At 51.8% G+C, this 25,976-nt stretch carries 23 protein-coding genes; 14 read left to right on the forward strand and 9 right to left on the reverse strand.

Annotation, left to right across the window (positions count from 1 at the left end):
• Position 1: 1 nt before the first annotated feature.
• From BUC02_RS07015 to BUC02_RS07025, 3 genes are read right to left on the reverse strand one after another with little or no spacing between them, the layout of a single operon-like run.
• Positions 2–1,462, reverse strand: a complete 1,461-nt coding sequence (locus BUC02_RS07015) for a capsule assembly Wzi family protein (RefSeq protein ID WP_073320574.1) — start codon at positions 1,460–1,462, stop codon at positions 2–4.
• On the reverse strand, positions 1,446–2,348 hold the full coding sequence (locus BUC02_RS07020) for a glycosyltransferase family 2 protein (protein ID WP_073320577.1): 903 nt from the start codon (positions 2,346–2,348) through the stop codon (positions 1,446–1,448). The genes BUC02_RS07015 and BUC02_RS07020 overlap by 17 nt, the downstream gene beginning before the upstream one ends.
• Complete coding sequence (locus tag BUC02_RS07025) at positions 2,348–3,298, reverse strand: glycosyltransferase (RefSeq protein ID WP_073320579.1); 951 nt, start codon at positions 3,296–3,298, stop codon at positions 2,348–2,350. The genes BUC02_RS07020 and BUC02_RS07025 overlap by 1 nt, the downstream gene beginning before the upstream one ends.
• A gap of 55 nt (positions 3,299–3,353) precedes the next feature.
• Between BUC02_RS07025 and BUC02_RS07030 the strand changes: the two genes are divergently transcribed.
• A complete protein-coding gene (locus tag BUC02_RS07030) occupies positions 3,354–4,541 on the forward strand; it encodes a glycosyltransferase family 4 protein (protein WP_073320582.1) in 1,188 nt (395 codons plus the stop codon).
• Here BUC02_RS07030 and BUC02_RS07035 read toward each other — a convergent pair.
• The 4 genes from BUC02_RS07035 to rpsD form a co-directional block, all read right to left on the reverse strand.
• The gene (locus BUC02_RS07035; RefSeq protein WP_073320585.1) at positions 4,519–5,205 is read right to left on the reverse strand and encodes a MauE/DoxX family redox-associated membrane protein; all 687 of its coding nucleotides are present in this window, start codon (positions 5,203–5,205) and stop codon (positions 4,519–4,521) included. The two genes, BUC02_RS07030 and BUC02_RS07035, sit on opposite strands and share 23 nt — an antisense overlap.
• Positions 5,205–5,399 carry a hypothetical protein gene (locus BUC02_RS07040; RefSeq protein WP_139261054.1) on the reverse strand — a complete coding sequence of 65 codons (195 nt, stop codon included), beginning with the start codon at positions 5,397–5,399 and terminating at the stop codon, positions 5,205–5,207. The genes BUC02_RS07035 and BUC02_RS07040 overlap by 1 nt, the downstream gene beginning before the upstream one ends.
• 26 nt (positions 5,400–5,425) lie before the next feature.
• Positions 5,426–7,084 carry a two-component system response regulator gene (locus BUC02_RS07045; RefSeq protein WP_073320588.1) on the reverse strand — a complete coding sequence of 553 codons (1,659 nt, stop codon included), beginning with the start codon at positions 7,082–7,084 and terminating at the stop codon, positions 5,426–5,428.
• Between the two features lie 114 nt (positions 7,085–7,198).
• Complete coding sequence (rpsD, locus tag BUC02_RS07050) at positions 7,199–7,804, reverse strand: 30S ribosomal protein S4 (RefSeq protein ID WP_073320591.1); 606 nt, start codon at positions 7,802–7,804, stop codon at positions 7,199–7,201.
• A gap of 298 nt (positions 7,805–8,102) precedes the next feature.
• On the opposite strand from rpsD, the gene BUC02_RS07055 reads away from it, so the two are divergent.
• On the forward strand, positions 8,103–8,528 hold the full coding sequence (locus BUC02_RS07055) for a sugar 3,4-ketoisomerase (RefSeq protein WP_073320594.1): 426 nt from the start codon (positions 8,103–8,105) through the stop codon (positions 8,526–8,528).
• Positions 8,529–8,583: 55 nt separating this feature from the next.
• On the opposite strand, the gene BUC02_RS07060 is transcribed toward BUC02_RS07055, so the two are convergent.
• Positions 8,584–9,540 (reverse strand): GNAT family protein, encoded by a 957-nt coding sequence (locus BUC02_RS07060; protein ID WP_073320597.1) that lies wholly within the window; start codon positions 9,538–9,540, stop codon positions 8,584–8,586.
• Between the two features lie 87 nt (positions 9,541–9,627).
• Here BUC02_RS07060 and BUC02_RS07065 point away from each other — a divergent pair, with 87 nt between their 5' ends.
• Genes BUC02_RS07065 through BUC02_RS07080 form a run of 4 tightly spaced genes read left to right on the forward strand, consistent with a single transcriptional unit; the run spans position 9,628 to position 13,683 of the window.
• Positions 9,628–10,749 (forward strand): DegT/DnrJ/EryC1/StrS family aminotransferase, encoded by a 1,122-nt coding sequence (locus tag BUC02_RS07065; protein ID WP_073320600.1) that lies wholly within the window; start codon positions 9,628–9,630, stop codon positions 10,747–10,749.
• Positions 10,750–10,755: 6 nt separating this feature from the next.
• The gene (locus BUC02_RS07070; RefSeq protein ID WP_254794139.1) at positions 10,756–12,024 is read left to right on the forward strand and encodes an O-antigen translocase; all 1,269 of its coding nucleotides are present in this window, start codon (positions 10,756–10,758) and stop codon (positions 12,022–12,024) included.
• The gene (locus tag BUC02_RS07075) at positions 12,009–12,977 is read left to right on the forward strand and encodes a glycosyltransferase family 2 protein (RefSeq protein ID WP_254794140.1); all 969 of its coding nucleotides are present in this window, start codon (positions 12,009–12,011) and stop codon (positions 12,975–12,977) included. Before BUC02_RS07070 ends, BUC02_RS07075 begins: the two co-directional genes overlap by 16 nt.
• 7 nt (positions 12,978–12,984) lie before the next feature.
• The gene (locus BUC02_RS07080; protein ID WP_073320603.1) at positions 12,985–13,683 is read left to right on the forward strand and encodes a glycosyltransferase family 2 protein; all 699 of its coding nucleotides are present in this window, start codon (positions 12,985–12,987) and stop codon (positions 13,681–13,683) included.
• On the opposite strand, the gene BUC02_RS07085 is transcribed toward BUC02_RS07080, so the two are convergent.
• A complete protein-coding gene (locus BUC02_RS07085) occupies positions 13,676–14,179 on the reverse strand; it encodes a hypothetical protein (protein ID WP_073320606.1) in 504 nt (167 codons plus the stop codon). The two genes, BUC02_RS07080 and BUC02_RS07085, sit on opposite strands and share 8 nt — an antisense overlap.
• 124 nt (positions 14,180–14,303) lie before the next feature.
• Here BUC02_RS07085 and BUC02_RS07090 point away from each other — a divergent pair, with 124 nt between their 5' ends.
• From BUC02_RS07090 to BUC02_RS07125, 8 genes are all read left to right on the forward strand, one after another.
• Complete coding sequence (locus tag BUC02_RS07090) at positions 14,304–14,861, forward strand: hypothetical protein (RefSeq protein WP_073054910.1); 558 nt, start codon at positions 14,304–14,306, stop codon at positions 14,859–14,861.
• Between the two features lie 12 nt (positions 14,862–14,873).
• Positions 14,874–15,449: a hypothetical protein gene (locus BUC02_RS07095; protein ID WP_073320609.1), complete on the forward strand. Its 576-nt coding sequence runs from the start codon at positions 14,874–14,876 to the stop codon at positions 15,447–15,449.
• Between the two features lie 149 nt (positions 15,450–15,598).
• Positions 15,599–19,483 (forward strand): phosphoribosylformylglycinamidine synthase, encoded by a 3,885-nt coding sequence (gene purL / locus BUC02_RS07100; protein ID WP_073320611.1) that lies wholly within the window; start codon positions 15,599–15,601, stop codon positions 19,481–19,483.
• 128 nt (positions 19,484–19,611) lie between these two features.
• Positions 19,612–21,684, forward strand: a complete 2,073-nt coding sequence (locus BUC02_RS07105; protein WP_073320613.1) for a peptidyl-prolyl cis-trans isomerase — start codon at positions 19,612–19,614, stop codon at positions 21,682–21,684.
• Between the two features lie 132 nt (positions 21,685–21,816).
• Positions 21,817–22,269 carry a nucleoside-diphosphate kinase gene (ndk, locus tag BUC02_RS07110; RefSeq protein WP_072797367.1) on the forward strand — a complete coding sequence of 151 codons (453 nt, stop codon included), beginning with the start codon at positions 21,817–21,819 and terminating at the stop codon, positions 22,267–22,269.
• 37 nt (positions 22,270–22,306) lie between these two features.
• A complete protein-coding gene (locus tag BUC02_RS07115) occupies positions 22,307–23,152 on the forward strand; it encodes a succinate dehydrogenase cytochrome b subunit (protein WP_073320616.1) in 846 nt (281 codons plus the stop codon).
• Positions 23,153–23,169: 17 nt separating this feature from the next.
• The gene (locus tag BUC02_RS07120; protein ID WP_073114345.1) at positions 23,170–25,083 is read left to right on the forward strand and encodes a fumarate reductase/succinate dehydrogenase flavoprotein subunit; all 1,914 of its coding nucleotides are present in this window, start codon (positions 23,170–23,172) and stop codon (positions 25,081–25,083) included.
• Complete coding sequence (locus BUC02_RS07125) at positions 25,083–25,859, forward strand: succinate dehydrogenase/fumarate reductase iron-sulfur subunit (RefSeq protein WP_073054923.1); 777 nt, start codon at positions 25,083–25,085, stop codon at positions 25,857–25,859. Before BUC02_RS07120 ends, BUC02_RS07125 begins: the two co-directional genes overlap by 1 nt.
• The last annotated feature ends 117 nt before the right edge of the window (positions 25,860–25,976 follow it).

Here is a 25,976-nt window from a genome sequence, read left to right on the forward strand (position 1 = left end):
TTTAGTACTGCACGCTTCCGCCGACCATAGCGCGGAATCCTTCGTAATCACCGAAGTAACGGTCATAGCCCGCGCGGAATGTCATCAATTCCCACGGCTTGATTTCGATTTTACCGCCGACTTCCACGTAGTGCAAGGTGGTATTTTCGTTCAAGAATTTCTTGTCGGTTGCGCTTTCAGGCGTGTGCATGTCGGTAATATTTCCGCCGAAGGCTGTGTCTTTTGCGACGGCGCTTGCATGCAGCGTTCCTTTGAACAAGGCGTCTTTCAAGAGTCCGCTTTCGACCTTGTAGAGCCCGCTGACTTCGCTATAGATTTCGCGGCTGTTCGGACCGAGATCGGAGCCGAGGCTCTGGGAATAGCTGCGGTAAGTGTAACCGCCGCCCTTGTGGTGCGTGTATACCCAAGGTTCTACGCGGGTGTATTCCAGATACCAGTTCCAAAGCGTGCTGCCGAGCTTAAGACTATCGCGGGCGATACCGACCGAGGTGGCCCACTTGTTGCCCCACCAGCCGTCATCGAACATGCTCGTAGGCGATTTCATGTCGTCCCACAAGAGTTCTCCGTAGAATTCCCAATGCGGAATCGTCTTTACGCTCAAATCGAACGCGAGTGAAATGTTGTCCTGGTCGCCCTGCAGGTGTTCCTGGAAAACATAAGGAATGAACGGAATCACGTAAGCCCATTCGAATTCGCGGCCGGTGCTGTCGGCGTCTTCGTTCGGGTTCGGGAATTCCTCGGTGGTGCTTCCGTAGAGCGCCGTTTCAGAAAGGCCGAATGTAATGTTCTTGGGCAAGTTCAAATCCAAGCGGTGTACGTGCATGTACTTGCCGAAGTTCTTTTTCTCGAAAAGCTTCATGGCGTACTGCGAGTAAACGATTGGGCCCAATTCAAACTGGTAGCCGAAATAAGGCGTGGGGGTGGGTTCGAAAATGCGGCTCGTAGAATCTTGCCACGGGCGGTAATTGCTCTGCTCGCCGCGCAAAATCACGTGGTTTCTGCGGGCGGGTCCCATGCTCAAATAATCAAATCCGGCAAGTAGCTTAACGGCATCCAAGTCGTAGCTGGCGTTAGCTGCGAAAATATCCCAAGTGCGCTTGTTGTCGCTTTGCTTGTTATAGGGGATTCCTTCGCTCGGGTTGTAAAAGTTGTCGTAGATTTCTTTATTCGTGTGGTCCGTGCTTACCTTGACGCGGGCATTGAACAGGAACCGTTCGGTAAAATGCCCGTTCAAGAACAAACGAACCGATGCCGAATTGTCGTAATGCGTCGGTGCATTCGTCAGGTTCGTAATCGCAAGGGAATCCACCAGCTGCGCACCAATACTCACCTCGTGGTGGCGAGCGGAATCGGTAAACGTAAAATGCGCCGGGCTATCGTTGAAAGAACCTGTGGCGTTAGCTGCATTCATAGAGACTGCAAAAAACAGTCCCCAATAAAGATTCTTATTCATGAATTTCATAGTAGCCACCGTTGTTTTCAATGAACTTTTTAAGTCTTTTCGTAGAAAGAGTAATTTCGATAATTTTCAGAACGCGATTGAGTTGGCAACGTTTTAGGCGTATTGCAAGCGAAATCAAGAATCCTGCCCAAATGCCGACAGCGGGGAATCCGTTGCGCTTGGCAAAGTGTATGCGGTTGCGAATCATCAGGCAATCGATAAAGAAGGGAACGCAGCCTTTGGCGTTTTCGCTCCCGGTGCTTGAGCCGATTCTGTGCTTGACAATGCTTTCGGTTGCCCAGGCAAGCGTGAACCCCGCTTTCTTTGCCCTGTAGCAGTAATCGCTTTCTTCAAAGTACAAGAAAAATTCTTCGCTCAGCAAGCCGACTGTCTTGATGCATTCTGGCGAAATCAGGAACGAAGCGCCTTCGATATAATCAAAATGCGGAACGTTAGAACCTTGGGGTGCTTGAGGGCGGCCGACCGATGCAAACTTTGCGTGTGCCGTTCCAGCGCCACCGATGTAGTTGCCTTTTTCGTCTACAATCTGTGAACCTGTAATGCCTGCGCCCGATTCTTTTGCTTTCTGCAAGAGCATTTCGAGGGCAGTTCCCTTGGGTTCGGTGTCGTTATTGATCAGCCAAACAAAGCCTTCGAATCCTTCTGCATGTGCCGCACGCACGCCTTGGTTGTTGGCTGCGGCAAAGCCTACATTGTGCTTGTTCCAAATAAACTTTACTGGAATCGAAAAATCTTCGCTTTGGAAAACCTTTTGGGATTCTTCGCAAGTGGCGTTGTCAATCACATAAATAAGGTCGGGCTTGACAGTGCCCTGTGCCAGGGCGTGCAGGCATCGTACCGTCAAGGCCGCATTCTTATAGTTGACAAGGACTGCGCAGGTTTGCATTACGACCTTCCCATGAACTTGGCTGCAAATTTTGCCCCGATGATTCCGTACAGGATTCGCGGAAGCATCGCCGTTTTCGACGATACATGCGGGTAAAGCGCCTTAGCGTTCTTTATAATCCAGAAAAGGTAACCGGGCAGAATAAACTTTGTGAGCCTGCTTTCGACATAGGAAATATAGACGTTCAAAAATTTCTGGTCGGTAGCGCTCAGCTTCTGGTAATGCGGCGTTTCACGCAACATTTTGGCCCAGCCCAAGTTCAACTTCAGGTTTCCGGTCCAAGTGTGCGTGTGACCAAGCCCGATGGCGTTAGAACCATGAATGCGGTATTGAATGACGGGCGCCTTGATTGATGCGTAGCCGTTCCTTGCAGACGCACAGAATGTAATCCATTGGTCGTGGACAGGAACTGCAACAGGAATCGGGAGAATGTCCTTGAGAAGGCTTGCGCGGAAGAGGACCATGCAACCGGTCACGTCGGTAAAGCCGGTCATGATTGCTTGCAAAGAAAGGTGCTCGGGAATCTGCCCGAGGGCGCGCCAAGAATCGGCCGTCTTGTTTCCGTCGGCATCGATGACTTCGGCATCGCCAAAGACAAGATCTACGTCGCGGCTTTCAATTTCCTTAATCAATAGCTCATGCTTTTGCGGAAGCCAAATGTCGTCTTGGTCAGCAAGCGCAATATAATCGTTTTCGGCAAGAATCTTCTGCGCTTCTTCGAGTGCTCTTGAAAATGCGGCGCGGTGCCCCTGGTTGTGTTCAAACTTGATAATCTTTAAGGGGAGCCTGTCGACGTAGCTTTCGAGAATAGAGACGGTCGAATCGGCAGAGCCGTCATCAACGACAATGATAGAATCCGCTGGCCTTGTCTGGTTGACTAGCGAATCTAGCATTTGCGAAAGATATTTTTCGCCGTTGTACGTTGCCATTACGATGCAGAGTTTTGCCATAGCCCACAATATATAAATATAATGTTATATTTTAAGCCATTACCGGAATTTGACTATGAAGAAAATCCTGTTTATTTGCGATAAGAACGAATGTACCAGTTTTGGCCGCCTCACATTGAACTTGGTGAGGTCTGTAGCCAAGGACTTTGATACGCATGTTCTGTGGATGAAGACTCCCAAGTTTTTCCCGAATCCGGAACATACGGCAGAAGGCGGCAAGATTGTGGCCGATCCGAGCACGTATACGGCTCACGAAGTCTGGGTGAAGTCGCTTTATACAGGTTTTCTTAGCTTGCGCAAGCCTGTTTACGATTGCGTCAGAGAAGTCAAGCCCGATGTCGTTTTCTTTATTCGCCCGGAACTCGGATTCCTGATTTCGTCTGCCAAGAAGGCGATTGAAAAGAACAAGCGCGAAGGCGGCCCTGATGCAAAGTCTGTCTTGTACCTGCACGATGACTTTGCCGAAACGCAGTATCCGCACAGCATCAAGTTTATCTTGCTGAACAAGTTCTATATCGATCCGACGATCAATGCCGACTGCTTCGTGTACAATTCTGAATGGACCAAGAATGCGGTGTGCAAGCACTTTGGCCCGAAAATGGCGAACGCTCCGGGTGCTGTTATTGGCTGCCCGATCGATGGAACCGTGTTCAAGCGCCTTGAAAAACCGAAAACCGCCGAAGAGCGTGAAGCCTTCCGCCGCAGCTACGGCATCAAGAACTACAAGGCCATGTGCGTTCATGTGGGCCTTGCCGAACCGCGAAAGAATGTGGAAACGTATTACGAAATGGCCCGCTTGCGCCCCGATGTGGCTTTTGTTCGCGTGGGTAAGTTGACTCAGCATTACCGCGATATCATTAACGCGAAAAAGCTTTACAATGTTTTTCATTTCCCTGAATTTAACGCCCCTGAATTGCGCGAATTCTACTATCATGCCGAACTGATGGTGTACCCGAGCCTTCTTGAAGGCTTTGGCCTTCCGCCTGTCGAGGCTATTAGCTGCGGAACTCCTGCAGTTGCCGGTGGAACGACGTCGCTTCTCGAAAACTTGGATGGCGTGTGCCCGCTTATTGACCCGCCAACCGATGCCGAGGCTTATGCCAAGGTTTTGGACCGCGTGCTCGCTGGCGAAAAGGTCGTAAACGAAGAAAAGGCCCAAGAACTCTTGGACCGTGTTTCAATCGAAGCTTATTCGAAGCGCGTTGTAGACTTCCTGAATTCTATTTCCGGCGCCACACCTTAATCAGGCTGTGATTCTTTCTGGTTGCAAGCCAGAGCGTGGGCCAAATCAGAATCAAGTCGCGAATTAGGCTTGTCCACGCCTCTGCCTTGTCGTGAGCGTTGCCGTCTTCAAGCTCGAAGCAACCGCAGGTAATGCCGAGGTCGTTGCCGAGCGCCCATGCGAGTGCGATGATAAAGCTTACGAACATCCAGAAAATGGCGAAGGCCGATTCACGTACGAACGGCGTTACAATCATGGCAAGTCCAAACCAAAATTCAAACTGCGGGTAAACCAGCGCAAAGAAGTTGTTCACGCTTTCCAAGTGCAAAGCGGGGAAGAACTGGTACTGCGCCACAAGGACTGCGAACTGGTGCGGGTCCTGAATCTTGTAGATGCTTGCGAAAATGAACATGCCGCCAATGCCCACACGGAACAAGGTTTCGAGCGCACGGATGGCAAAGTCCTTTTGCAGGCGGTAAGCCGGAACGCAAATGCCTGTGGCGATAATGATGGCGGCAAGGCCCACATGAATATTGTAGCGGTATGCCTTCGGCCAAATGTCAATCAGCCAATCCTGGTCGGTAAAAGTCAAGAACGATTCCGGGAACGAAATTTCGGCAACACCGATAGCTACCAGAATCGAGGCTACAACGAGCAGTACTGCAGAGATAATCGTCTTCTTCATTACAGCACCTCGTCCGGCTTGGCAAGTATTTCCTGGCTGCCGATCCAGTCGACCGACTTGGAATCTTCAACGCGAATGTTGTTGATTACGGCAAGCGCAATGCAGAATGCGGCAATCCCCAAAAGGACAATCCAGTTCAGGGATTTTAAATAACTTTTGAGATAATCGAATACTTTAAGAGCAATTGATTTCATATCCATAAGATACAAAATCTTCGGTCTTATTTAGTCCACAGGCTCTTTTCTTTTTCAATAAACTTGGCGAAATCTTCAGGCGCCACCGGCTTCGAAAAGAAATAGCCCTGAATTACGTCGCAACCCATTCTTCTGAGTGCGCGCAGCTGAGATTCTGTTTCGACACCTTCGGCAACGCAAGGAACCTTCAAGAATTTGGCGATATCGATAATCAGTTCCACCATCCTCTTGTTTTTTTCGTGTTTTTCCATGCTGCGGACAAAAGACATGTCGATCTTTAGAATGTCGATCGGAATTTCGGTCAGCATGCCGAGCGAAGAATAACCGGTACCAAAGTCGTCCATTTCGATTTTAAACCCTTTCTTGCGCATGCTGTCGAGTACTTCGATTAAGCCCTGTGCGTTTTCGGCGTAGGCACTTTCGGTAATTTCGATCATGTACTCGCTGGGCGAGAGGTTGTTCTCTTTCAAAATGTTGCAGAATTTGTTCTCAAGATCCGGATCGTAAATGTCAATACGCGAAACGTTTACCGACACGGGAACGGTAAAGTCATATTCGTCCTTCCAGCGGCGGATTTGGGCGGCGGCTTCTTTCCACACGTAGTAGTCAACCATCTGAATCAGGCCGTTCGATTCGAACAAAGGAATGAAGTCTCCCGGATTGATAAAGCCGAGAGTCGGGTGAATCCAGCGGATGAGCGCCTCGGCACTGCGCAGGTGCGGCTTGTCGCCTTGAATAGCGTACTTGGGCTGGTAGTACACCCTCAAGTTCTTGCGTTCGATCGCTTCGTAAACGTCCCTGATCAAGCGTTCTTCGCGAAGATGCTTACTGTGTAGTCCACTGTTGTATGTGGATACAGAAATCGTAAAGTTTCCGCTAATGCGGTCGCAAGCGCTCTTGGCACGGTCAAACCATGTTTCGGGGTCAATCATTCCTCGTTCTACGTAATGCCATACGCCCACACGGACTCGGATATTGCTTACTTTGATATAATGGGTAAGAATAGTCTGAAGCGCTGTCTGAAGTTCTTGGTAGTCATCTTGGTGAATGCAGTATACGTAGAAAACGTCTGCGCTTGCGCGGCAGGCAATTGCATTCAAGGTTGTAAGCACTTGTTGCAGGTAGACCCCGATTTCTGCCAGAACCAGGTCGCCGGTACCGCGTCCGTAAATTTCGTTAATCAAACGGAAATGTTCAATGTCAATGACAACGGCATCGCGGTCAGAACCCATGTCCAGCGGGAGTATCTGCTTCAGGTATTCAAAGAAATAGTCAATGGTATAAAGTCCCGAGAGCTTGTCCCTTTCGGTCTGTTGCACCAGGTTCTTGCTTTCGTATAAAGCTATGGTGCGTTCGCAGCGGGCCAGAATAATGTCGGGGGAACTCAGAGGCTTGCGTATGAATTCGTCTGCACCCAGTTTGTAACATCTGTTTTCATCGTTTTCTCCTGTAATGACGATAACGGGAATGTTCTGCAAAAAGCTTTGGGCGTTTCGTTGCTTTAAAAATTCGATACAGGTGTCGTCGGGTAGGTCTTGTTCCAGTAGAATAAGGGTATAGGTCGTGGGGGCGTCCATCAATAAAAGCAAAGCTTCTTGCGTGTTGCCGACAACAGTGATGTTGTAAGACTCTTCCAGGACATTCTGAAATGTTTCCTGACAATCTGGATTGTCTTCGATCACCATTATATTTTGTCTAGACTTGTACGACGACATTATTTTCTCACTTCCTCGTAAAGAATATAAAAAAAAGACGCTCGACGAATGCCGAGCGTCCCAAACTCTTGGTTTGAGTGGTTACTACCTGGAGTAGTATTCCACGACGAGCTGTTCTTCCAGCTTGACCGGAATCTGTTCGCGGAGCGGGAGCTTCACGAGCGTGCCTTCCATCTTGCCGGCATCGACAGTCACGTATTCAGGGACAGCCGGAGCGTTAGCAATGGCTTCCTTGATCTGAACGTGTTCCTTAGAGCCTTCGCGAACTGCAATCACGTCACCGGCCTTGATCTGGCGAGACGGAGAGTAGCTGCGGACACCGTTCACGGTGAAGTGACCGTGAGCGACATACTGGCGAGCTGCAAAAATCGTGCGAGCAAAACCCATGCGGTAGACAAGGGCGTCAAGACGGGTTTCGAGCAAAATCATCAGGTTGTCACCAGCAGAACCGGCGCGACGGTTGGCTTCGTCATAAGCCTTGGCCAACTGAGCTTCGGAAATGTTGTAGGTGAAACGCAGACGCTGCTTTTCGACGAGCTGCTGCTTGTACACGGAAGAAGACTTCTTGCGGGTCTGGCCATGCTGGCCGGGTGCAAAGTTACGGCGATCGAGAGCCTTCTGAGTCTTCTGAGAGACGGCGAGTCCGAGAGAACGGGCTACCTTACCTTTTGGTCCACGGAAAGAGGACATTTTTACCTCGTTAAAGGAAGCTCTTTGGTTAACATGCATGTTGGCAGAGCTTGGCGCGACATGCACTCATTGGAGTCCCATATATAGCAAAATTTCATTTTTACGTCATTGCGAGCGAAGCGAAGCAATCCATTTTCGCTAGTTTTTCCGGAAAAACACCCCGAACCACCCCTAGAGGACAGAAAATGCACCATATACAATGTGTAATGTGAAGTGACAAATGTGAAATGAATAAACCCACATTTCACATTTCACATTCCACATCACTAACCACTGTCTACTATACTATATTATAGATATGACTTGGAACGAATCGAATCTCAACGAACCGCAATTAATCGATATCCCTATTGCCCACGACCAGCGGGGTAACCTGAGTGTGGTGGAGGGGGGCGAACTGGTGCCCTTCGATATCAAGCGAGTGTATTACCTGTACGACGTTCCCGGTGGCACCACCCGTGGGGGGCATGCCCACAGGAATCTCCGTCAGCTGATTATTGCCGCAAGCGGCAGTTTCGATGTCATTTTGGACGATGGCAAAAAGCGCACCAAGTACTCGCTGAACCGTTCCTACCACGGACTCTATATTCCCACCATGCATTGGCGCGAAATCGAAAATTTCTCGTCGGGTGCAGTGTGTATGGTGCTTGCGTCCGAACATTACGATGCATCGGACTACATCTACGAGTACGACGAGTTTAAGAAGATAGTGAATGAAATGTAGAGTGTAATGTGTAGTGTGAAATGAAGAGGATAATCACTCATTTCACATCTCACATCTATTTTTCGAATCTAGCATTCAAGCAGGGGAGCGCTCCGAAGTTTTCCTTGAACCGGTAAAGGTTCTCGTTCAAGTATTTGCCGCCGTCTTCGGTCGAAATTCCCCAGGAGAATTTTTCAAACTGGTTCCGTGCGGCTTCGCGCATGACGTTTACATACAATGCTGTGGTGGCATTGGTTTCACGCTGGGTGTCGTCGGGTGCGAGGTACTGGAAGTGGTAAGTTTTTGCCTGCCTGAAAACGAAAATCATCATGCCCGAAAGGTAGACGCCGTCTTTCCATATACCGCGGAAAAGGATTTCTTCGGGGAATCTTTTCTTGAGATCTTTGAGTTCAGACAAAGTATGAACAGGCTTGGTGTTGTGGCGCGCCTTCGATAGAACCAGAAGTTCGTAGAATTTTTCCATTTCGCTGTCGGGAATTTCGCCATAGGTCAGGTTCAGCTTCTCGGCTTGCCTAAAGTTGTGGCGGCATTCGCGCCTGCAGTTTTCGAGCGGGTCGATGTCCTTGATCAACGGCGTGTAGCAGCTGAGTTCGGTATGCCGCGTATAGCCTTTGTTTTCTAGCGCGTATTCCAGCAGTTCGGTGGGGGCAGTCGCAAAAATAGGGGCGGTGGGCTTGAGGCGGATTCCCTTGAAATTTTTTTCGATATGGTCGTTCATGACCTGGATGATTTCAAGAATCTTGTTTCCGGAATAAAAATCCCTGGAAATAACGGGGCCGCCAAAAGTAGAACCCTGGTGCGAAATAAAATTGCCTTCGACATTGCAACCGGGAACGACAGCGACAATGATTCCGCTCTTCTCAATCAGGAACGAGGCGTCTTGGAACCTGCCTTCCGGATGGTAACTCAGGAATTTGCGAGTCTGCAAAAAAGTCCCGTTCATGGATTCTTTCATGACGAAGAGGTCCCAGCGGGATTCTTTTTCGGGGCTGTAGGGCAAAATTTCGTACATATTTCCTAAAATAGTAAATTCCTAACTACTAATCATTGTCTACTGTCTACTTTCTACTTCCTACTAATTTGCTATTTTCATCAAACAATGATGAATGTCCCGTTTTATTCGCTGGATTATGTGAATCGCACCCTGGGCGACGCCCTGCGCGAATCTTTTTCTGACGTCCTTGATTCTAAATGGTTTATTCGCGGCTCGCGTTGTGCTGCGTTCGAAGAGGCTTTTGCCTCCTATTGCGGTAAAAAGGCTTGTGTTGGAGTCGGCAATGGGCTTGATGCACTGACCTTGATGCTGAAGGCTTCTATTCAACTGGGTCGCTTGCAACAGGGCGATGAGGTAATTGTTCCGGCGAATACTTTTGTGGCGACCGTTCTGGCGGTACGTGCTGCGGGACTTGTGCCGGTACTTGTGGAACCGAATCGCGACACTTGTGTGCTGGATACTTCGCGGTTGGCGGAATCCTGCTCTGAAAAGACCCGAGCCATTTTGGTGGTGCACTTGTATGGCCGTTTGGCGGACATGCCTGCCGTTTGTGAATTTGCGAAGGCTCATGGATTGCTTGTGTTTGAAGATGCTGCCCAAGCACACGGCGCGCGGCTTGATCAACCTAAACTCTCGTCTAATGCAGCGGCCTACAGTTTTTACCCAACCAAAAACCTCGGTGCCATGGGCGATGGGGGAGCGGTGGTGACCGATGACTTGGAACTTGCCCAAGTGGTAAAGTCTCTCGGAAATTACGGCTCTGTCGAAAAGTACGTGAACAAGTATGTGGGTGTAAATTCTCGTTTGGATGAAGTCCAGGCAGCCATTTTGCTGGCAAAGCTCCCGTATTTGGATTCCTGGAATGCTCTCCGTCAAGAAATTGCGGCCCGTTATTGTGCTAAAATCAAGAATTCGCTCATTCGCCTGACTCCGATTCCCGAAAATTCCAAGTCCCATGTGTGGCATGTGTTTCCGGTTTTCTGCGAACGTCGCGACGAATTGCAGAAGTTCTTGAAAGACCGCGGGGTTGAAACTCTGATTCATTACCCGATTCCGCCGCACCTGCAAGAAGCCTTTGACGGGGCTCTTTCTCGCGGTGAACTTCGCTACGGCCCGCTTCCGATTGCCGAAGAACTGGCTCGCACGGAACTCAGCATCCCGATGGGCCCGGCCATGACTGACGAACAAGTCACCTACGTCATCGAATCCATTAACGCTTTTGCTTGATTTACGATGTCCTCAGATTTGAAATTTGCGAAACTCTTTGCCGGCTCCGGAGCAGTCACGTTGTTCAACGCGCTTCGAGCGTTTGCTATTAACAAGTTGCTTGCTGTATTCCTGCCGCCGGCGGCGTTTGCCTGCGTAGGCCAGTTCCTGAATTTCATGAGCATCGGTTCTGCAACGTCTTCGCTTGCGCTACAGAACGGTTGGACTGCACTGACGGCGCAGAACAAGAACAACCAGGACAAATTGCTTGGCATTTGGCGTGGCGGTCTTCGCCTGACGACTTTTGCAAGCCTTTTCACATTTGTCATTGCGCTCTTGTTCTGTTTTATGGCGCCGCTAGAAAAGTTTTTGCCCGGGGTTCCTACGCGTCTTGCCCAGGCGGCAATCCTCTTTGCGTTGCCGGGAATCTTGGCGACAAACATCATCACGATTACTGCTGCCGTTATGAACGGCCTTGGCGAAAACCACAAGTGGGCGCTCATCAATATCGTGACTTCGGTGTGGCAAGTGCTTTGGGTGGCTTTCTTCCTTTATACGGGGCGACTCTCGGTGCTTTCGATTATCGCGACCCAGTCGATTGTGGCGGCCATTTTTGCAGGTAGAATCTCTAGCCGCGCCGGTTTTAGCGTCAATCGAATTTGGAAAACCGCTCTTGATACGCGCGGTCCGTGGCTTTCGTATGCGCTCATGGGGCTTGTGCCAATGGTTCTTTCGCCAGTGGTGCTTACGGTAATGCGAATGACTGTTGCATCAAATTTCGGAAACGATGCCGCCGGCATCTGGCAGAGCGTCTGGAAGGTTTCCGACTTTTTGTTCATGGCCATGTCTGCCATTTTGACGGTCATTATCTTGCCGCGGGTTTCTGCAAGCATGAACCGCGGTGAATTTTTCAAGATGTTTAATCCGCTCTTGCTTCGCATTATGGGAATCTCGCTTGCAATGATTGCGGTTCTGTATTTTGGCCGCAGCATCCTGGTACAGGTGCTGTTTTCGCAGGCGTACATGGGGGCGGTTGATTACTTGCCCTTGCAGCTGGTGGGAGATTTCTTTAGAGCCGGCGGCTTCGCGCTTGCGCTGGTGCTGATTGCCCGTCGCGAAACGGTGGCGTTTCTGTCTGTAGAAGTGGGCTCTGAATTTTTGCTTGCCGCAGGCACTTTTGTGGGAATCAAGTTCCTGGATTTCAACGGCCCTATGGCGGCATATGCCTTTGAAAACTTCGTCTATTTTGTGGTGCTCTACATTTTGGTGAGGAGGCTTAAATGGAATACTCCGTAACGAACATGTTTGCACAGAAAATGACCGAAAATGTCTATGTGAAAGCTTTTGCCCAAGGTGAAGAGATGGAGCAACGGGAACTTCCGCCGGTCGTATCGGTGCTCCTAGCTAGCTATAATCATGAAAAGTACGTGGAAGCTGCGGTGCGTTCGGTTTTGTCGCAGAAGGGCGTCGCCTTTGAATTGATTGTCCTTGACGATGGTAGTAAAGATAAGTCTCCCGATATTCTGGAAAAGCTTGCCGAAGAATTCAAGTTCCGCTACATTCATCGCGAAAACAAGGGCGTCGTCGCAACATTGAACGAAATGTTGGAACTTGCGCGGGGAAAGTATTTCTGCACCTTTTCTTCCGATGACATCATGCCTCCGGACCGTTTGAGAAAACAGTTGGATTTTTTGCTCGCTCATCCGAATGCGGTGGCCTGCTTTGGACAGGTAAAGCCCATGAGCGAAGGCGGTGTCGTTGCAGAACAAGTGGATCCCGCTTACTTGAAAGCGGTTCCTGAAATCCATTTTGAAGAATTCCTGTTGGGTCTAAAACCGCTCCATGGTTGCGCCGAGATGCTTTCCGTCGAGGCGGTTCGCCGCGTGGGCGGTTACGATTCCAGGTTCTTCTTTGAAGACTATCCGCTGTTCCTGAAGTTACTGTATGAGTACGGTCCGCAGCCCGTGACTCCCGATGTCGTGTGCTGCCATTACCGCACTCATGGAAACAACTTACATGCCAATCACAATCGCATGTATGCTGAGTTCCTGCGCATTATTGAACTGTACAAGGACCATAAGCTTTACCCGCAGGCGGTTCGGAACTGGAAGGCGAACTGGTTCTCGATGTTGGCTTATGCGCAAAAAGGCGAAGCGCTCAGACGCTTGCCGCAATTGGCTTCGTTCAGTCCGGCATTCCTCAAACGCCTGCCCAAATTGTTTATTCCGAAGTTCCTGTTAAAACGGTAGGGCTAAAATGATTTCAGTCTGCATGGCGACATATAATGGCGGCAAGTTTATCCGCGAACAGCTGGAAAGCATTCTTTCGCAGTTGTCGTCTGATGCAGAAATTGTCATTGCCGATGACGGCTCGGCTGACGAAACCCTCGCCGTAGTGAAATCTATCGGGGATGCCCGACTCCGCCTTTTGCCAGCCGAAAAGCATTTAGGCGTTATCTACAACTTTGAACGAGCCCTGCAGGCATCCAAGGGTGAAATCATTTTTCTTGCAGACCAAGACGATGTCTGGCTTCCGGGAAAAGTGGAAAAGGTTCTTGCAGCGCTGAATGAAGCCGACCTCGTGATTCATGATGCATGGATGCTTCGCCCTTCCGGCATATCGGGTTCTTCTTGGACTCGCGCTGGCAAGTTGAGCGGTATTCGCGCCTACAAGAGTGGGGTAATCGCAAACTGGTGGAAGAATACCTTTACGGGGTGCTGCATTGCATTCCGCCGCAATATTTTGGATAAGGCGCTTCCGTTCCCTAAAAATCTTCCGATGCATGACCAATGGCTCGGCCTTGTGGCAGAAAAAAACTTTAAGGTGAAGTCTATCGACGAACCGCTAGTGGAATACCGCCAGCATCATGCCAATGCGACGCATATCGGGAATTCTCCCGCAGGCGTTTTTCAGAAAATCAAATGGCGGCTTGATTTGTTGAAGGCGATTATTTAATCGCTTGAACGACTTCGCCCCAACCCATTTGCACAATGGCGCCTGCGCGAACCAGGTTGCCTTGCGCTTCTTCGTATTCTTTTAGGATTCGGCTCCATTCAGATACGTCGCGGCGGAACTTGACATCTTTATGAATGCGTTTCATGAGCATGTCCTGTTTCCATTGGGCCGCGGCAGAAAGTTTTTGGCAAGAAATATCGAGTGCGTCCAGGTAGGCGGGGACAGCGTTCAGGAAAGTCTTTTCGAAAGGCTTTGCCTTGGACTTTGCCTGTAGGACCAAGTTTTTTTGGTTGATGGCGTTCTTGCGGATTTCACTCATGAGTCGAACAATGCGTTCAAAATCCACTTGCGGCCAGAACAGGCTGAACGGCCACATTTTTTTCCAGTGGAATTTGAACATGGATTCGTGGGCTGTGTTTTTAGCCCTGATAAGCTCCTTGAGGTTTTCGAAAATGACCTGGGAGGGGAGCATTTCTTTGTTTTCTTGTTCGCTCATGGCCTGCAATATACTAAAAAAGGGGGTGTTTTCTGTAAAAAAGCCTTAAATTTCGGAAAGTTTGCTTGTTTTTTTTTATTTTGGAAGTAAATTCTATATGCAAAAAACTTGCAAAAGGATACTTATGGACAAAAAGAAATTCAAAATTTTGATGATTGTCGATATTGTGCTCATTATCGGCTTGTTTGCCTTGATGATGGTTCTGAAGGGCCAGTACAACGACCAGGCCCAGAAGACGGTGAAAGAACAGGTGGATGCCTACCTCGAACTTTCCAACGGTGCCGTTCAGGAACAGTGGAAGGCCGTGGACCAGTACGGTATGGCATGGCGCTTGGTTTATGCAACTCTGACCACTGCAAAGACCGAAGCTGCTTTTGATGCCGCAGTCAAGGCTATCGAAGGCGACAAGGATGCCCGTTTCAAGCAGCTTTCTTACATGTACGAAGCTGCCGGCATTCCTCCCCAGGCCCAGAATTCCATTTACGAAAAGGCCGGCCTTGCCGACAAGTTCCTCTTGAAGAACGAAGGCGGCGTCAAGGAAGTGGCTTGCGGTAAGAACTGCGTCATTTCGTTCACGTTTGCAAAGGGCAAGCTGAAGTCCAGCGACTACAGTGCTCTTGCCAACTACAACATGGCCGATCAATTTAAGCTCGAAGCCCCTGCGGCCTACCATTTTGAATAAGGAGTTGTGAAAATGAACGTAAAGAATATTTCGATTGCACTCACCGTTCTGGTTATCGCTCTCCTTGCGACACTTTTGATGCAGAAGGGTAGCTACGTGTCCCAGGCTACGGAACACTACACCAAGACCACCACCAATTCCTACAAGGGTGCCTCCAAGATCATCGAATACGTGAACAACTCTATCGATGTGAACAAGGGCGTGTGGTCCCTGGCTTGCGAAACCGTGCAGTCTGTAAAGACTTCTCAGGACCAGGCTCGTCTGGAATCCAAGTATTTCCCGTCTACCAAGGGCTCCATGAGCATTGCGAACATGACTCGCCGCTTTGAAGCCACGGGTGCCTACTACATCATCTCCAAGTTCTCGAAAGTCGAAGTCGATAAGAAAACCGAAGTCAAATCTCTGGCTGGCCTCGTCTCTGTGAACGTGAACGCTCTCGTCGGTAATCCGGGCGAAGAAATTGAGGAAGCTGAGGAAGGCGAAGAAGGCGCAGAAGAAGCCGTTGAAGAAGCTCCGGCTCCGAAGAAGGCCGCAAAGCCTGCTAAGGCCGCCAAGGGCAAGAAAGGCAAGAAGGGCAAAAAGCGCTAATCTTTTGACTCTCAACGAGTTATAAAAATGTAAGAAACGACCCGCTCTGCGGGCCGTTTCTTGTTGTGATTATTTCTGCCTACTTCCTACTTCCTACTGTCTACTAATTTCTAAATTTCCCCTCGTAAAAAATCAAACCGAGGTTTATAATGCTCATTCTTCGTGGTACGCCGGCTCTGTCGGATTTCCGTCTCCAGAAACTTTCTTCCGATTTCAAGAGCGCAGGCCTTTCTGTCGCTTCCGTTTACGCTGAATTCCTGCATGTGGTGGATTTGTCCGCCGAACTCTCCGATGCAGAAACCGAAACATTGAAGAAGGTGCTTCACTACGGTCCGGCCCGCGAACCCAAGGCTCTCGAAGGCGAACTCTTTGTGGTGTGCCCGCGTCCGGGTACCATCAGCCCGTGGAGCTCCAAGGCGACCGATATCGCTCACATCTGCGGCCTCCCGGCCATCAAGCGCATCGAACGCGCTATTGCCTACTATGTAAAGTTTGAAGGTGCTGCACCGGCTGGCGCCCGTGAGAAAATCTCCGCCAAGATTCACGACCGCATGACCCAGGCCGTGTTTGCCGACACCGCCTCCTTGGAAGTCCTCTTCAGCAAGGAAGAACCGCGTCCGCTGAACGTGATTCCGGTGCTTACCGAAGGCCGCGACGCCCTCGTGAAGGCCGACAAGGAAATGGGCCTCGCTCTTTCCCCGGATGAAATCGATTACTTGGTCAAGAACTTCACCGAGCTCAAGCGCAACCCCACCGACGTGGAACTCTACATGTTCGCTCAGGCCAACTCGGAACACTGCCGCCACAAGGTGTTCGGTGCCGAATGGACCATCGACGGCGTCAAACAGGACAAGTCCTTGTTCCAGATGATCAAGAACACCTACCAGCTCCACAACTCCAACATCTTTAGCGCCTACAAGGACAACGCCGCCGTGATGAAGGGCGCTGTTGCTGGCCGCTACTACGCCGACCCGCGCAATAACAAGTACGACTTCCACAATGAAGAAGTCGATATCCTCATGAAGGTCGAAACCCACAACCACCCGACGGCCATTTCTCCGTTCCCGGGTGCCGCTACTGGTAGTGGTGGCGAAATCCGTGACGAAGGTGCTACGGGTAAGGGTTCCAAGCCGAAGGCCGGTCTCACGGGCTTCAGCGTTTCGAACTTGAAACTGCCGGGTGCAGTCCAACCTTGGGAAAAGGACTTTGGTAGCCCGTCCCGTATTGCTTCTGCCCTCGACATCATGATCGAAGGCCCGCTTGGTGGCGCTGCGTTCAACAACGAATACGGCCGTCCGAACATCCTCGGTTACTTCCGTACTTTCGAACAGGAAGTCGATGCCCAGAACGGCAAGGAAGTCCGCGGTTACCACAAGCCGATTATGCTGGCTGGTGGTCTCGGTAACATCAAGCATGAACATATCGAAAAGGGCCACATCGATCCGGGTGACCACCTGATTGTGCTCGGCGGTCCGGCGATGCTCATCGGCCTCGGTGGTGGTGCCGCAAGTTCTGTGGCTAACGGTGCCGGTAATGAATCTCTCGACTTTGCCTCTGTGCAGCGTGAAAACCCCGAAATGGAACGCCGCTGCCAGGAAGTCATCGACCGCTGCTGGGCGATGGACGAAGAAAACCCGATTACCTTTATTCACGACGTGGGTGCAGGTGGACTTTCCAACGCCTTCCCGGAACTGGTGAACGATGGCGGTCTCGGCGGTAAGTTTGAACTGCGCAACGTGCCGAACGATGAACCGGGCATGAGCCCGTTCGAAATCTGGAGTAACGAATCCCAGGAACGTTACGTTATCGCAATCGCCGGCGACAAGCTCGATGTGTTCGATGCGATTTGTAAGCGTGAACGCTGCCCGTACGCCGTGGTGGGCGAGGCTATCCCTGAAAAGCACCTGACCCTTACCGACAAGTACTTCGGTACGACTCCGATTGACATGCCGCTGGGTGTGTTGCTCGGCAAGCCGCCCCGCATGATCCGTAACGAAAAGAGCCAGAAGCGCCCGCTCAATTCCACGGTGGTTCCGACCGATGCAACTATCAAGGATGTGGCTCACCGCGTGCTTGCGAACCCGACCGTCGCCGACAAGACGTTCCTCATTTCTATCGGTGACCGTTCTGTGACGGGTATGATTTGCCGCGACCAGATGGTTGGCCCGTGGCAGGTGCCGGTCGCCGACTGCGCCGTGACCAGCGCAACGCTTGATACTTACGAAGGTGAAGTGATGAGTATGGGCGAACGCGCCCCGATCGCCTTGATTTCTCCGGCGGCCGCTGCCCGCATGACGGTGGCTGAATCCCTCACCAACATGGCTGCCGCCTACGTGCCCGATATGGGCCGTGTGAACTTGTCTGCAAACTGGATGGCCACGCCGAACTACGAAGGCGATGGCGCCGACCTCTACGAAGCCGTAAAGTCCATCGGTATGGAACTCTGCCCGGAACTTGGCATTACGATTCCGGTGGGCAAGGACTCCATGAGCATGAGCACCGTGTGGCAGGATGACAAGGGTAGCCACCGCGTGACCGCTCCGATTTCGCTCGTTATCAGTGCCTTTGCTCCGTGCGCCGATGTGCGCAAGACGCTCACTCCGCAGCTCTTGCAATGCAAGGATTCGACCCTCGTTCTCGTGGACCTCGCTCGTGGCAAGAACCGCATGGGCGCATCCATTGCCGCTCAAGTTTACTGCAACCTCGGCGACAAGGCTCCGGATGTGGACAGCGCCAAGGAACTCCGCGCCTTCTTTGAAACCATCCAGAAGCTCAATGCGGCAGGCAAGATTATGGCCTACCACGACAAGAGCGATGGCGGTCTCTACACGACGCTTGCCGAAATGGCATTTGCAGGCCATGTGGGCGTGACGGTGAAGGCCGACGCCCTCAAGGGCAACCTCATCGACGCCCTCTTCAACGAAGAACTTGGTGCCGTGCTCCAGGTGAAGAATGCTGACCTTGCGGCCGTTCGCGATGCATTTGCTGCCGCTGGTCTCGGCGATACCGTTTCTGAAATCGGTACGCTCAACGATACCTATAACTTGGTCATCGGCGACTACGCCGAAGGCCTCTCGGATCTCCGCGCTATTTGGAGCGACACGACCCGCCGCATCGCGGCCCTCCGCGATAACCCGGATTGTGCCGAAAGCGAATACAAGCTCAAGTTGGAACAGGACAATCCGGGTATCACGCCGAAGGTGACCTTCGACGTGGCGGCGTCCGCCAAGATTGTGAAGGATTTCGCAAGCCGCCCGAAGATGGCCATCCTGCGCGAACAGGGCGTCAACGGCGAACTCGAAATGGCTGCCGCCTTCCAGAAGGCTGGCTTTGAATCTATCGACGTTCACATGACCGACATTCTCGAAGGTCGCGTAAGCCTCAAGGACTTCAACGGTCTCGTGGCTTGCGGTGGCTTCAGCTACGGTGACGTTCTCGGTGCCGGCGAAGGCTGGGCCAAGAGCATCCTCTTCAACCCGAAGGCCCGCGCCGAATTCGAGGCTTACTTCAACCGCAAGGACACCTTCACGCTGGGCGTCTGCAACGGTTGCCAGATGGTTTCTAACCTCAAGGATTTGATTCCGGGCGCCAAGCACTGGCCGCGCTTTGTGCAGAATCTCTCCGAACGCTTCGAGGCTCGCTTCTGCACGCTCAAGGTCGAAGATACTCCGTCCGTGCTCCTTAAGGGCATGGCAGGCTCCGTGCTCCCGATTGCGGTCGCACACGGCGAAGGCCGCGCGGAATTCGCTAGCCGCGAAGCCGCCGAAGCCTGCCTCAAGACCGGTCTCGTGGCGCTGCGTTACGTGGACGGCAAGCACGAATACACCGAACGCTACCCGCTGAACCCCAACGGCTCTCCGTTCGGTATCAACGGCCTCTGCTCCGAAGACGGCCGCGCCCTCGTGATGATGCCGCACCCCGAACGCGTGTTCCGTACCTGCCAGTACTCCTGGCACCCGGCGGAATGGGGCGAAGACGGCCCGTGGATGCAGCTCTTCCGCAATGGACGAATTTTTGTAGCCGAAAAGGGCTAATGCTTAAGAATGATGTTTGCTTGGCCCTTTTCTCTCGCCTCCGCCCTCAACTTTCGCTTGAGGGCTCTGGCTCACGGTTCGTGGGCTAAATTTTTTGTAAGTTAGTATGAAAAATCTTTAGAGGATATATGAAGGCAAAACTTCTGACTCTCGTTTCATTAGCCTCGCTGTTTATATTGAACGGCTGTAACGGTATCGGCGACAAGGATACGCTCCTGGCTCGCATCGATGGTGAAAAGGTCTATCAAGAAGATTATGCACTGCTTCTGAAAAATGCAGGTGGGCTCAAGGCTGTCAAGAATCAGTACCTTTACGACAATCTGTATTCAAAGGCGGCTCTCTCGGCTAAGGCTGTTGAAGAATATCCCGAACTGGAAGAGCAATGGAAGGCTTACTACGCCGACCTCGACGCACGCGTGCTCACGATGGTCTACCAGCGCTACTACGTCTCAGAAAACATGACTTATAGCGATGCAGAACTCCGTCAGTTCTATGATGCCAACCGTAGCATGTTCCCCGAAGATTCTACCGGTGATTTCTTGTCGGTGCGTCCTCTGGTTGCAAGCTACTATTACGCTTCCAAGAACGCCGATGCTTTCGCAGCCTATATCAAGGATTCTCTCAAGCTTGAAAATCCGACAGCCGAAGATTCCTTGAAGGCGAAAAAGTCTTTTGCTGATGCTCGCCGTATCGCTCTGCAACAGGAATTGTCTACGGATGTTCTCGCAAAGCACAATATCGAAATCAAGGAACTTCCTCCTGTCGATCCGAAGGTGTATTACAACAAACATCAGGATAAGTTCATGACGGTTCCCGGCTACGAACTTTACCATGTGCAGGCGGATTCCGCAAAACTTGCTGGCCTGTTTACAGAAAAGCCGACTCTCGAACAGTTCAAGTCGGTGGCTGTAGCAAATAGCAAGAATGCAAAAACGGCCAAGGATAGCGGTTACGTAGGACATGTCAAGGTCGATTACGTGTTGCCTTATGGTATTGGTGTCGTGCCTCAGTTGATGCCGACGCTCAAGGACAAGGAACCGGGCTTTGTAACGCCGGTGCTCAAGGCTAGCGATAATACGTTCCATGTCTTCTACTTGGCCGGTATCGACGCTTCTCGGTTAAAGCCCTTTGACCGCGTCGATGTGGGTATTGCCAATGCAATCAAGGAGGGGTTCTACTTTGACGTAGACACTTCTGTCGTGCTGATTACCAAGGCCGGGGAGCCCGTGTTCACGGAAGCGGACATGATCCGCTTTAATGAAAAGTTTGTCAAACGTGCAATGAACCGCAACCTTCATGACCGCATTGTGTCGATGCTTGCCGAAGCGTTTGCCTTTGCGGATGCTGCAAAAGAAGCTCACTTGAACCATAGCTGGGAATACAGGGCCATGGTCCGCCAGTCTCGCTGGGATTACTTGAGTGAACATTACATCCAGAAAAAATTCGGTTGCGAAAATATTCCCGAAGACACGCTTAAAGCCTTGTATGACCGCACGGGTTCCCCGATTCATGTGGGTTACGATTACGAACAAGCTAAGAACGACCTTCGCAAGGTTGCGGCCTTCCCGGTAAATATGTACAAGCATGAATATTACATGGGATACCGCATGCTCTATGTTGGCAAGACTTTCGAAGAAAGTATTCCTGTGATTTATGCTCGCCGTTCTGACGAAGTCGAAAGACTCATGTCCGAAAGATTTGCTGCTGAAGCCTATTCCAAGGCGACGGTTCATCTTTATGACACGGGCGTTGCCGAGTATAAGCCGACCATGATTGCTAGCGTTCTTCTGGCTCGTGCCGATTCTCTCTATCAGGCCGGCAAGAAGTCTGATGCCTACTACGAATACCGTAAGGTCATGTTCGCTTATGCCGATAATGACAGCCTGTTCGAGCATGTTGCTTATGAAATGGCCCAGATCGAAAGCGAAAATGAAGAATTCCAGGATGCTGAAGGCGACTATTATGCCTATTACACCATGTGGCCGAATAGCCCTAATGCAGAAAAGGCCATGTTCAGTCGAGGCTTTATTCTCAATGAAAACCTGGGTCAGAATGAACAGGCTCTCGAAGTACTCGAAGAGTTCCTCCAGAAGTATCCGAATAGCGAACTCAAGGAATCTGCCCAGTGGCTCGTCGACAACATCAAGAGTAACGGCAAACTCGCCGAAGATCTGATGAAGAAAATCGAAGCCGAAGAGTAGCTCGCAAAGCTCGCCGTAGACAGTAGACGGTAGGAAGTAGGCAGTTTTTTTGTCTTTTTACTTCCTACTTCCTACTTCCTACTTCCTACTAAAATCTATATTTCCCACATCTTAAAACAAAAGGTACCTACTATGGAAATGACATTTGCAATGATCAAGCCCAATGCGGTCAAGTCTGGCCTCATCGGGCGCATTATCGACCGTTACATCGCTGCAGGCCTCTCCGTCTGCGCCGTGAAGATGCACCAGATGACCTCTGCCGATGCTCGCGGTTTCTACGCCGAACACGTGGAAAAGCCGTTCTTCCCGGAACTCGAAGCCTACATGACCAAGGGCCCGTCCGTGATGCTCGCCCTCGGCGGCGAAAATGCCATTGCCAAGGTTCGCGCTATCAACGGTGCAACCAATCCGGCTAAGGCGGAACCCGGTACCCTCCGCTACGATTTTGCCCCTTCCATGACCGAAAACGTCGTGCACAGCTCCGACAGCCCCGAATCCGCCAAGCGCGAACTGGACTTCTGGTTCAAGGAAGACGAACGCTACGCTTACGAAATGCCGAGCCTCAAGGCCTGCTGCGTCCTCTAAGTTTCAAAAATAACCCCCCTCAAGGAGACACAACTCAATGCAATGGATCGTCAAGTATCTTACCTCTTCCATCGGTAAGAAGCAGATCATGGGATGCACAGGCGCGTTCCTCGCCCTGTTCATCTTCGGCCACATGTGTGGTAACTTCCAGCTTCTGAATTTCGATCAGGCTGCGGCACAGGCATCTTACAATGCCTACACCGAATTCCTGACCGGATTCAACCCGCTCCACTTCCCGATCAAGATGATTTATCTTGTTGAACTGGTGCTGGTGGCTGCTTTCGCTCTCCACATCTTCCTTGCTATCAAGCTGAAGATCGAGAACAAGAAGGCTCGCGGTGGCATCGACTACGAAGTCAACGCTCGCAAGGGCAAGAAGACTTTCGCGACCTTCACCATGATCTGGTCCGGTCTCTTCATTCTCGGCTTCCTCGTGCAGCACCTCATGATGCTCAAGTTCGGCGAACACTACCTCTATGTGAATGCCGAAGGTGAAATCGTCCGCGACATGTGGCTCACCACCATCCAGATGTTTGCTAACCCGGCTTGGGCTGCATTCTACGTGGTCAGCATGTTCGTGATCGGTATGCACCTCTTCCACGCTATTTCTTCTGCCTTCCAGACCATGGGCATTGCTCACCAGAAGTGGACCCCGATTATCGACATCGCCGGTATCGCTTACAGCATTATCGTTGCCCTCGGTTTCGGTATCACCGCCGTTGCAGCCTTCTACCTCGCTAACCAGCCGGGTACCCAGGCCCTCATCGAAAAGTCCCGCAGCCTCCAGCCGCAGTACGAACAGATGAAGAAGGACAAGGAAGCCGCCAAGACTTCTTTCGTGATTCCTTCTGTTGGCACCGTCGAAGTTTCTTTTAACGCTTAATTTTAAGGAGCCCACTAATGATTCTTGATTCTAAAATCCCCGGTGGTTCCATCGAAGAAAAGTGGACCAAGCACAAGTTCGAACTCAAGCTCGTGAACCCCGCCAACAAGCGTAAGTTCACGGTGATCGTGGTTGGTACTGGCCTTGCCGGTGCTTCTGCCGCCGCATCCCTCGCCGAACTTGGTTACAATGTCAAGTCTTTCTGCATCCAGGATAGCCCCCGTCGCGCACACTCCATTGCTGCCCAGGGTGGTATCAACGCTGCCAAGAACTACAAGAACGACGGCGACTCCGTTTACCGTCTGTTCTACGATACCGTGAAGGGCGGTGACTTCCGCGCTCGCGAAGCCAACGTGCACCGCTTGGCCGAAAACTCGAACCTCATCATCGACCAGTGCGTGGCCCAGGGTGTTCCGTTCGGTCGTGAATACGGTGGCCTCCTCGACAACCGTTCCTTCGGTGGTACGCAGGTTTCCCGTACGTTCTACGCCCGCGGTCAGACGGGTCAGCAGCTCTTGCTCGGTGCCTACCAGGCCCTCATGCGCCAGGTTGCCGCCGGTAAGGTGAAGATGTTCCCCCGCCGCGAAATGATGGACCTCGTCGTGATCGACGGCAAGGCTCGCGGTATCATCGTCCGTAACCTAATCACTGGCGAACTCGAAAGCCACGTGGGTGACGCTGTGTGCCTTTGCACCGGCGGTTACGGTAACGTCTACTACCTTTCTACAAACGCCCAGGGTTCCAACGTGACGGCCGCTTTCCGTGCCTACAAGCGTGGCGCCCTGTTCGCTAACCCCTGCTACACGCAGATTCACCCGACTTGCATTCCTCGCCACGGCGACCTGCAGTCGAAGCTCACCTTGATGAGCGAATCTCTCCGTAACGACGGCCGTATCTGGGTCCCGCGCAAGGCGGGCGACACCCGCAGCCCGGACCAGATCCCCGAAGAAGACCGTTACTACTACCTCGAAGAAAAGTACCCGAGCTTCGGTAACCTCGTGCCGCGTGACGTGGCATCCCGTAACGCCAAGCAGGTTTGCGACGCAGGTCTCGGCGTGGGTTCCACCAAGCAGGCCGTTTATCTCGACTTCGCCGACGCTATCCAGCGCATGGGCGTTGCAGGCGTGTCTGCCAAGTACGGCAACCTCTTCCAGATGTACGAAAAGATTACCGACGAAGACCCGTACAAGGTCCCGATGCGTATCTTCCCGGCCATCCACTACACCATGGGCGGCCTCTGGGTGGACTACGATCTGATGTCCACGATTCCGGGCTGCTTCGTTCTCGGTGAAGCCAACTTCTCCGACCACGGTGCAAACCGCCTCGGCGCTTCTGCTCTTATGCAGGGTCTCTCCGACGGTTACTTCGTCATTCCGTTCACCATCGGCGGCTACTTCGCGGGCACCAAGCTCGAGAAGGTTTCCGAATCCGATGCCGCGTTCGAAGACTGCAAGAAGCAGACCGAAGAACGCATCCACAAGCTCCTCTCCATCAAGGGTCACCGCACTGTTAACGATATCCATCGTGAACTCGGTAACATCATGTGGGAATACGTGGGCATGGCCCGTAACGAGGCCGGCCTCAAGACCGCCCTCGAGAAGATTCCGGCTCTCCGTGCCGAATTCTGGGAAAACGTCAACGTGCTCGGCTCCGAAGGTTCCTTCAACCAGAACCTCGAACGTGCCGGCCGCGTGGCTGACTTCCTCGAGTTCGCCGAAGTCCTCACTCTCGACGCCCTGCATCGCAAGGAATCTTGCGGCGGCCACTTCCGCGAAGAAAGCCAGACTCCGGAAGGCGAAGCTAAGCGCGACGACGAGAACTTCTGCTACGTGGGTGCCTGGGAGTACAAGGGCGACGGTGTCGCACCGGAACTTTCCAAGGAACCTCTTACCTTTGATAACGTCCACCTCGCTACTAGGAGCTACAAATAATGAGCGGACTGAATTTGACTTTGAAGATTTGGCGTCAGAAGGATGCCAAGACCAAGGGACAGTTCGAAACTGTCAAGATCAACGATGTTTCTCCGGACATGTCCTTCTTGGAAATGCTCGACATTGTGAACGAAGAACAGATGAAGCAGGGCAAGGAAGGCTTCGCCTTCGACCACGACTGCCGCGAAGGTATCTGTGGTATGTGCTCTCTCGTCATCAACGGTATGCCGCACGGTCCTGACCATGCAACGACTACCTGCCAGCTTCACATGCGCAAGTTCAAGGATGGCGACACCATCGTGATCGAACCGTGGCGCGCCGCCGCATTCCCGGTTATCCGTGACTGCGCCGTTGACCGTACCGCATTCGACCGCATCATCCAGGCTGGCGGTTTCATTTCTGTGAATACCGGTGCCGCTCCTGAAGCTTCCACGATTCCCGTGCCCAAGGCCGATGCCGACCGCGCCTTCGACGCTGCCGCTTGCATTGGTTGCGGTGCTTGCGTCGCTGCATGTAAGAACGCATCCGCAATGTTGTTCGTATCTGCCAAGGTTTCTCACCTCAGCTTCTTGCCGCAGGGCAAGGTCGAGGCGAAGAAGCGCGTCTTGGCCATGGTCGCCCAGATGGACAAGGAAGGCTTCGGCAACTGCACGAACCTTTACGAATGCCAGGCCGCATGCCCGAAGGGTATCACCGTGGATTACATCGCCAAGATGAACCGCGAATACCTCGGCGCAACCGTGACCTACGCCGAAAAGGTGTACGGGAAGGATTAATCCTTAAATGTCATCCCGGACTTGTTCCGGGATCGCCTTTAGCAAAAAGGACCGCAGCGATGCGGCCCTTTTTTTACGTTTTAATCAAAGAAAAAAAGTCGATTTCGCTATTTGAAA

This window comes from Fibrobacter sp. UWOV1, assembly GCF_900142495.1.
Classification (GTDB): domain Bacteria; phylum Fibrobacterota; class Fibrobacteria; order Fibrobacterales; family Fibrobacteraceae; genus Fibrobacter.

Bases quoted from the DNA above. Each gene is read 5' to 3' on its own strand.
- BUC02_RS07020 (WP_073320577.1), bottom strand. From the start codon at position 2,348: ATGCAAACCTGCGCAGTCCTTGTCAACTATAAGAATGCGGCCTTGACG.
- ndk (WP_072797367.1), top strand. From the start codon at position 21,817: ATGGAAATGACATTTGCAATGATCAAGCCCAATGCGGTCAAGTCTGGC.
- purL (WP_073320611.1), top strand. From the start codon at position 15,599: ATGCTCATTCTTCGTGGTACGCCGGCTCTGTCGGATTTCCGTCTCCAG.
- BUC02_RS07075 (WP_254794140.1), top strand. From the start codon at position 12,009: ATGGAATACTCCGTAACGAACATGTTTGCACAGAAAATGACCGAAAAT.
- BUC02_RS07125 (WP_073054923.1), top strand. From the start codon at position 25,083: ATGAGCGGACTGAATTTGACTTTGAAGATTTGGCGTCAGAAGGATGCC.
- BUC02_RS07095 (WP_073320609.1), top strand. From the start codon at position 14,874: ATGAACGTAAAGAATATTTCGATTGCACTCACCGTTCTGGTTATCGCT.
- BUC02_RS07060 (WP_073320597.1), bottom strand. From the start codon at position 9,540: ATGTACGAAATTTTGCCCTACAGCCCCGAAAAAGAATCCCGCTGGGAC.
- BUC02_RS07040 (WP_139261054.1), bottom strand. From the start codon at position 5,399: ATGAAATCAATTGCTCTTAAAGTATTCGATTATCTCAAAAGTTATTTA.
- BUC02_RS07055 (WP_073320594.1), top strand. From the start codon at position 8,103: ATGACTTGGAACGAATCGAATCTCAACGAACCGCAATTAATCGATATC.
- BUC02_RS07070 (WP_254794139.1), top strand. From the start codon at position 10,756: ATGTCCTCAGATTTGAAATTTGCGAAACTCTTTGCCGGCTCCGGAGCA.
- BUC02_RS07105 (WP_073320613.1), top strand. From the start codon at position 19,612: ATGAAGGCAAAACTTCTGACTCTCGTTTCATTAGCCTCGCTGTTTATA.
- BUC02_RS07030 (WP_073320582.1), top strand. From the start codon at position 3,354: ATGAAGAAAATCCTGTTTATTTGCGATAAGAACGAATGTACCAGTTTT.
- BUC02_RS07115 (WP_073320616.1), top strand. From the start codon at position 22,307: ATGCAATGGATCGTCAAGTATCTTACCTCTTCCATCGGTAAGAAGCAG.
- BUC02_RS07025 (WP_073320579.1), bottom strand. From the start codon at position 3,298: ATGGCAAAACTCTGCATCGTAATGGCAACGTACAACGGCGAAAAATAT.
- rpsD (WP_073320591.1), bottom strand. From the start codon at position 7,804: ATGTCCTCTTTCCGTGGACCAAAAGGTAAGGTAGCCCGTTCTCTCGGA.
- BUC02_RS07035 (WP_073320585.1), bottom strand. From the start codon at position 5,205: ATGAAGAAGACGATTATCTCTGCAGTACTGCTCGTTGTAGCCTCGATT.
- BUC02_RS07120 (WP_073114345.1), top strand. From the start codon at position 23,170: ATGATTCTTGATTCTAAAATCCCCGGTGGTTCCATCGAAGAAAAGTGG.
- BUC02_RS07045 (WP_073320588.1), bottom strand. From the start codon at position 7,084: ATGGTGATCGAAGACAATCCAGATTGTCAGGAAACATTTCAGAATGTC.
- BUC02_RS07015 (WP_073320574.1), bottom strand. From the start codon at position 1,462: ATGAAATTCATGAATAAGAATCTTTATTGGGGACTGTTTTTTGCAGTC.
- BUC02_RS07090 (WP_073054910.1), top strand. From the start codon at position 14,304: ATGGACAAAAAGAAATTCAAAATTTTGATGATTGTCGATATTGTGCTC.
- BUC02_RS07085 (WP_073320606.1), bottom strand. From the start codon at position 14,179: ATGAGCGAACAAGAAAACAAAGAAATGCTCCCCTCCCAGGTCATTTTC.
- BUC02_RS07080 (WP_073320603.1), top strand. From the start codon at position 12,985: ATGATTTCAGTCTGCATGGCGACATATAATGGCGGCAAGTTTATCCGC.
- BUC02_RS07065 (WP_073320600.1), top strand. From the start codon at position 9,628: ATGATGAATGTCCCGTTTTATTCGCTGGATTATGTGAATCGCACCCTG.